Raw genomic sequence first — 5335 nt, forward strand, 5'->3', positions numbered from 1 at the left:
CCCTGGCACGTCATTATTTGACCGATTGCGTACGACCTCAGTTGGATCACCACGCCTTCCAGCTCGCCCTACTTACACTGATCAATTTGGTGCAGGTTGTGAAAATTTGAGGGGAAGGGTCAGGGTCAGAGCCCCGATTTTGGAAATTTCCCAAAATCGGGCTCTGACCCCGGTGTTCAGTCGACGCGCTTGACGGACTCGCGCACGACGAGGTTCAGCTGCGGCACCTCGATGTCGAGCATCTCGTGGCCGATCATCTTGACGATCGCGCGGCCCAGGCATTTGCCGACGTCGAACAGCGGCTGGCGCACGGTGGTCAGCGGCGGCGTCGTGTACATCGAGCTGTGCAGGTCGTCGAAGCCGATCACGGAGATGTCCTCCGGCACGCGGATGCCGCGCCGGTACAGCGCCAGCCGGGCGCCATACGCGGTCAGGTCGTTGGCGCAGAAGATCGCCGAAAATCGCTGGCCCGATTCCAGCAGGCGCTCGACGGCCAGCAGGCCGCTCGATTCCTGGAAATCGCCGCCGACGATCAGCTGCTGCTGCTCCTTGATCCCGTGCTTCGCCAGCGTGTCGCGGTAGCCGGCCAGGCGGGCCAGCGCATCCTGGTGGTCGGACGGGCCGGTGATGAACGCGATGTTGCGGTGGCCCTGCTCGATCAGATAGCTCACGGCCTCGCACGCGCCCCAATAGTTATCCAGGCAGAAGCCGTACGCACGCGGCGAGCTCAGGTCGCGGCCGAAGGCGACGATGGGCACGCGCTGCGACAGTTTCAGGATCTGCGCATCCTTCAATTTACCGCTCAGGATGACGAGGCCGTCCACGCGGCGCGCGATCAGGAGCTCGATGCGCTCGGCCTCCTCGTCCGCATGCCAGTGGCCGGACACGATCAGCGGCGCGTAGCCCGTGCCCTGCAGGGCCTCGTCGATGCCGGCCATGGCGTCGGCGAAGTAGCCCGACACGAGCGACTGCGTCAGGACGCCGATCGTCCGCGAGCTGCCCGTCTTGAGGTTCTGGGCCAGCACGTTGGGCTTGTAATTGAGCTTTTCGATGACGCTTTCGATGGCCTGGCGCTTTTCCTCCGACACCTTGGCGGTGCCGTTCAGGAAGCGCGAGACCGTCGCCGCGGATACGCCCGCCACACGGGCGACCTCGTGGACCGTGACCATCGGCGAACTGCTGGAATCCTTTTTCATGCGTTTCGGCCTGCATCTTTACACGGCGGCTGCCGCGAAGCTCGTGAATATACACCAGACATGCCCGTTTGACATGTCGCATTGATGCTTGGAAGGAAAAAATGGTGTTGACACCCTGCCGATGACGCATGTACGATGAAATCGATTTCAAACGAATTCCAAGTTCATTCTCATAACGACTACAACGCGCCATGACCGACTCCATCCGTTTTCCTTCCAACTTCACGTGGGGCGTCGCCACCAGCGCCTTCCAGATCGAAGGCGCCTTTGACGCCGACGGCAAGGGCCCTTCGATCTGGGATACGTTCTCGCACGATCCGGCCAACATCATCGACGGCAGCAACGGCGACGTCGCGTGCGACCACTACAACCGCTACCGCGACGACGTGGCGATGATGGCGTCGCTGGGCGTGAACGCCTACCGCTTCTCGATGGCGTGGGCGCGCGTGCAGCCGACCGGCAAGGGCGCATGGAATGAACCGGGCTTCGATTTCTACACGCGCCTGCTGGACGCGCTGGACGAAAAAGGCATCGTCGCGCACATCACGCTGTACCACTGGGACCTGCCGCAGGGCCTGCAGGACGACGGCGGCTGGATGTCGCGCGACACCGCGCACCGCTTCGCCGACTACGCGGCCGAAGTGGCGCGCCGCTTCGGCAACCGCGTGGCCAGCATCGCCACGCACAACGAGCCGTGGTGCACGGCGAACCTCGGCTACGGCAACGGCCAGTTCGCGCCCGGCGTCGCGGATAAAAAACAGGCGATCCAGGTGTCGCACCACCTGCTGCTGTCGCACGGCCTGGCCATGCAGGCGATGCGCGCGGTGAATCCTACCTGCCAGCTCGGCATCGTGCTGAACCAGTGGACCGCGGAGCCGGCCACGGACACGGAAGCCGACCGCCGCCTGGCGGCACTGGAATGGGCCAATTCGGTCGAGTGGTTCATGGACCCGATCTTCAAGCGCCGCTATCCCGCCCTGTCGCTGGAAGCGCATGGCGCGAATGCGCCGGTCGTGCATGCCGGCGACTTCGACATCATCGCCCAGCCGCTCGACTTCCTGGGCGTGAACTACTACCGCCGCGAAGTCATGAGCGCGGAAGTCCCGCCGCGCAAGCCGGAAGGCGGCCTGGGCTTCACCGACATGGGCTGGGAAATCTACCCGCAGGGCCTCACGGACCTGCTCGTGCAGCTGAAACAGGAATACCCGGACCTGCCGCCGGTGTACATTACGGAAAACGGCATGGCCGCGGTCGACAGCGTCGGCGCCGACGGCCAGGTCGACGACACCCAGCGCGTGGAATACGTCCGCACCCACCTCGAGGCCCTGAAGGCCGCGATGGACGCGGGCGTGGACGTGCGCGGCTACTTCCTGTGGAGCCTGATGGACAATTTTGAATGGAATTCCGGCTATGAGAAGCGGTTCGGCATCGTGTATGTCGACTACGCGACCCAGCAGCGCATCCCGAAAGCGAGCGCGCTGTGGTACCGCGACTTCATCGCCGGACAGCGCGCCGCATTGCGCGCAGCCTGACCCCCACGGGGGTGAGGTGAGAAAAACAGGAGACCGAGGAAGACATGAGGGACACCATGGATGATGTGCTTTTCGGCGGCGCCCGCCTGCTCGCCGACATCGGCGGCACGAACGCCCGCTTCGCGCTGCAGCGCGGCCCCGGCCGCATCGAGGAAATCGCGACGCTGGCCTGCGCCGCCCACGCCACGTTCACGGATGCCGTGCGTGCCTACCTGGCCGGCCATCCCGGCGCCGCGCGTGAACTGCGCCATGCCGTGATCGCGATCGCGAATCCGGTCGAGGGCGATTTCATCAAGATGACGAATCACCACTGGCAGTTCTCGATCGACGCCGCGCGCCGCGACCTCGGCCTCGACACCCTGCTCGTCGTGAACGACTTCGCCGCGCTGTCGATGTCGGTGCCCAGCCTGGCGGACGCGGACCTCGAACAGGTCGGCGGCACCCGCGTGAGCCCGGACGCCGTGATCGGCCTCGTGGGCGCCGGCACGGGTCTCGGCGTCGGCGGCGTGATTCCCGACGCCGGCCGCTGGAAGGTGCTGCCGAGCGAAGGCGGCCACGTCGCCTTCTCGCCGTCGAACGCGCGCGAACAGGCGATCCTCGCGTACTGCTGGACGAAGTGGGACCACGTGTCGGCCGAGCGCCTGATCTCGGGCCCGGGCCTCGCCACCATCCACGAGGCGCTGTGCGTCATCGACGGCGTCGCCGGCGCTGGCTTGGCCCCGGCGCAGGTGGTCGAGCGCGGCCTGGCGGGCGATCAACTGTGCGCGGAAGTGCTGGACGTCTTCTGCGGCGCGCTGGGCACGATGGCCGCGAACGTGGCCGTGACGCTGTGCGCGCGCGGCGGCATCTACATCGGCGGCGGCGTCGTGCCGCGCCTGGGCGAGTTCTTCGCGAAGTCGTCGTTCCGTGCCCGCTTCGAGAACAAGGGCCGCTTCACCGACTTCTGCAAGCAGATCCCGGTGTACGTGATCCACGCGCCCTACCCTGCCCTGGCCGGCGCCGCCGCGATGCTGGACCAGCAGCTCGTCGACGCCCGCGCCGCGGCGCAGCGCGCCCCGATCGACTCCGTCACGTCGACCCATCATGCGCACGCCTGACCGCATCAGCCACCCCCTGCTGTGGGTACCCACCGGGTACTTCACGATGGCGATGGGCTACATCATGCTGACGAGCGTGACCGCCATCATGTTCAAGAACATCGGCATGGACAATACGCGCGCCGCCGCGTATTCGAGCCTGCTGATCTTCGCCTACACGGCAAAGCCGCTGTTCGCGCCGTTCGTCGAGATGTACCGGACGAAGAAATTCTTCGTGCTCCTGATGCAGGTGCTCATCGCGCTGGGCTTCGCCGGCGCCGGGCTGGCGATGAGCCTGCCCAACTGGATGGTGGTGATGCTGTCGTTGTTCGTCCTGATGTCGTTCATCGGCGCGACGCAGGACATCGCCAGCGACGGGGTCTACGTGACGTCGCTCGACACGCGCACGCAGGCGCTGTACTGCGGCGTGCAGAGCCTGTCGTGGAACGTCGGGCCGATCGTCGCTTCCGGCTTCCTCGTCTACCTGAGCGGGCGCCTGCACACGGACGTGTTCCACCACGATCCGAAGGTCTTCGGGCCGGACTGGATGGACGCGTGGCGGGTCATCTTCTTCATCGTCGCCGGCCTCGTCCTCGTGATGGCCGCCTGGCATGCGCGCGTGATGCCCGAGGGCGCGCGCGCGGAAAACACGCCGACGAACGTGCGCGGCGCCGCCGTCATCCTGCTCGATTCGTTCGTCACGTTCTTCCAGAAGCGCGACGTGTGGAAGATGATCGCGTTCGCCTTCCTGTTCCGCTTCAGCATCGGCATGCTGGAAAAGATCGGCCCCTTCTTCATGGTCGATTCGGCCGCGAAGGGCGGTCTCGGTCTCTCCAACGAGAGCCTGGGCATCATCTACGGCACCTGGGGCCTGATCGCGGTGCTCGCCGGCTCGCTGCTGGGCGGCATGTTCGTCGCGAAGCGCGGCCTGAAGCGCACGCTGTTCATCCTGTGCTGCGCCGTCAACATCCCGAACCTGACCTTCCTCGCGATGGCCATGACGCTGCCCACGGATTCGTGGACCATCGCGGCCGGCGTCATCGTGGAGAAATTCTTCTACGGTTTCGGCTCGGTCGGCTACATGATCTACCTGATGCAGCAGCTCGCGCCGGGCAAGTACACGACGACGCACTACGCGTTCGGCACGGGCCTGATGGGACTGTGCATGATGGTCACGGGCTCGCTCAGCGGCATGCTGCAGGAATACCTGGGCTACGTCAGCTACTTCGTCGCGGTCATGATCGCCACGATCCCGTCGTTCCTCGCGACGTGGTTCGCGCCGTTCCACCACGACGACGGCATGGGTGCCGGCAGCGCCAAGCCCGCGCCGGCCGCCAACGACGCGAACGCCAGTCACCGCGCGGCCTGAGATCCAGGCCGTCATTTCAAGCCGGGCCGCGCGCCCGGCTTTTTTTTCGCGCCAATTTCCCAGATTCGGGGTCAGACCCTGACCCTTCCCCACATATTTTTCTTGTAGGTGGACGGGGTTGCTGTTAGCTTCCGGTGAAAAAAGCTGGTGCATGCATAGCTG

Annotated in this window: 4 protein-coding genes; 3 read left to right on the plus strand and 1 reads right to left on the minus strand. The window is 65.4% G+C overall.

The window, feature by feature from the left end:
- Nucleotides 1-176 precede the first annotated feature (176 nt).
- Nucleotides 177-1196 carry a LacI family DNA-binding transcriptional regulator gene (locus tag ASD28_RS18065; RefSeq protein WP_056131082.1) on the minus strand — a complete coding sequence of 340 codons (1020 nt, stop codon included), beginning with the start codon at nucleotides 1194-1196 and terminating at the stop codon, nucleotides 177-179.
- Nucleotides 1197-1387: 191 nt separating this feature from the next.
- Here ASD28_RS18065 and ASD28_RS18070 point away from each other — a divergent pair, with 191 nt between their 5' ends.
- From ASD28_RS18070 to ASD28_RS18080, 3 genes are read left to right on the plus strand one after another with little or no spacing between them, the layout of a single operon-like run.
- Nucleotides 1388-2728, plus strand: a complete 1341-nt coding sequence (locus ASD28_RS18070) for a GH1 family beta-glucosidase (RefSeq protein ID WP_056131084.1) — start codon at nucleotides 1388-1390, stop codon at nucleotides 2726-2728.
- Between the two features lie 56 nt (nucleotides 2729-2784).
- Nucleotides 2785-3825, plus strand: a complete 1041-nt coding sequence (locus ASD28_RS18075) for a glucokinase (RefSeq protein WP_082577532.1) — start codon at nucleotides 2785-2787, stop codon at nucleotides 3823-3825.
- A complete protein-coding gene (locus tag ASD28_RS18080; protein ID WP_082579156.1) occupies nucleotides 3812-5173 on the plus strand; it encodes an MFS transporter in 1362 nt (453 codons plus the stop codon). Before ASD28_RS18075 ends, ASD28_RS18080 begins: the two co-directional genes overlap by 14 nt.
- The last annotated feature ends 162 nt before the right edge of the window (nucleotides 5174-5335 follow it).

Source organism: Massilia sp. Root133, assembly GCF_001426525.1.
Lineage (GTDB): Bacteria > Pseudomonadota > Gammaproteobacteria > Burkholderiales > Burkholderiaceae_D > Telluria > Telluria orientalis.

Coding starts and splice junctions, on each gene's coding strand:
- ASD28_RS18070 (WP_056131084.1), top strand. CDS start 1,388: ATGACCGACTCCATCCGTTTTCCTTCCAACTTCACGTGGGGCGTCGCC.
- ASD28_RS18080 (WP_082579156.1), top strand. CDS start 3,812: ATGCGCACGCCTGACCGCATCAGCCACCCCCTGCTGTGGGTACCCACC.
- ASD28_RS18075 (WP_082577532.1), top strand. CDS start 2,785: ATGGATGATGTGCTTTTCGGCGGCGCCCGCCTGCTCGCCGACATCGGC.
- ASD28_RS18065 (WP_056131082.1), bottom strand. CDS start 1,196: ATGAAAAAGGATTCCAGCAGTTCGCCGATGGTCACGGTCCACGAGGTC.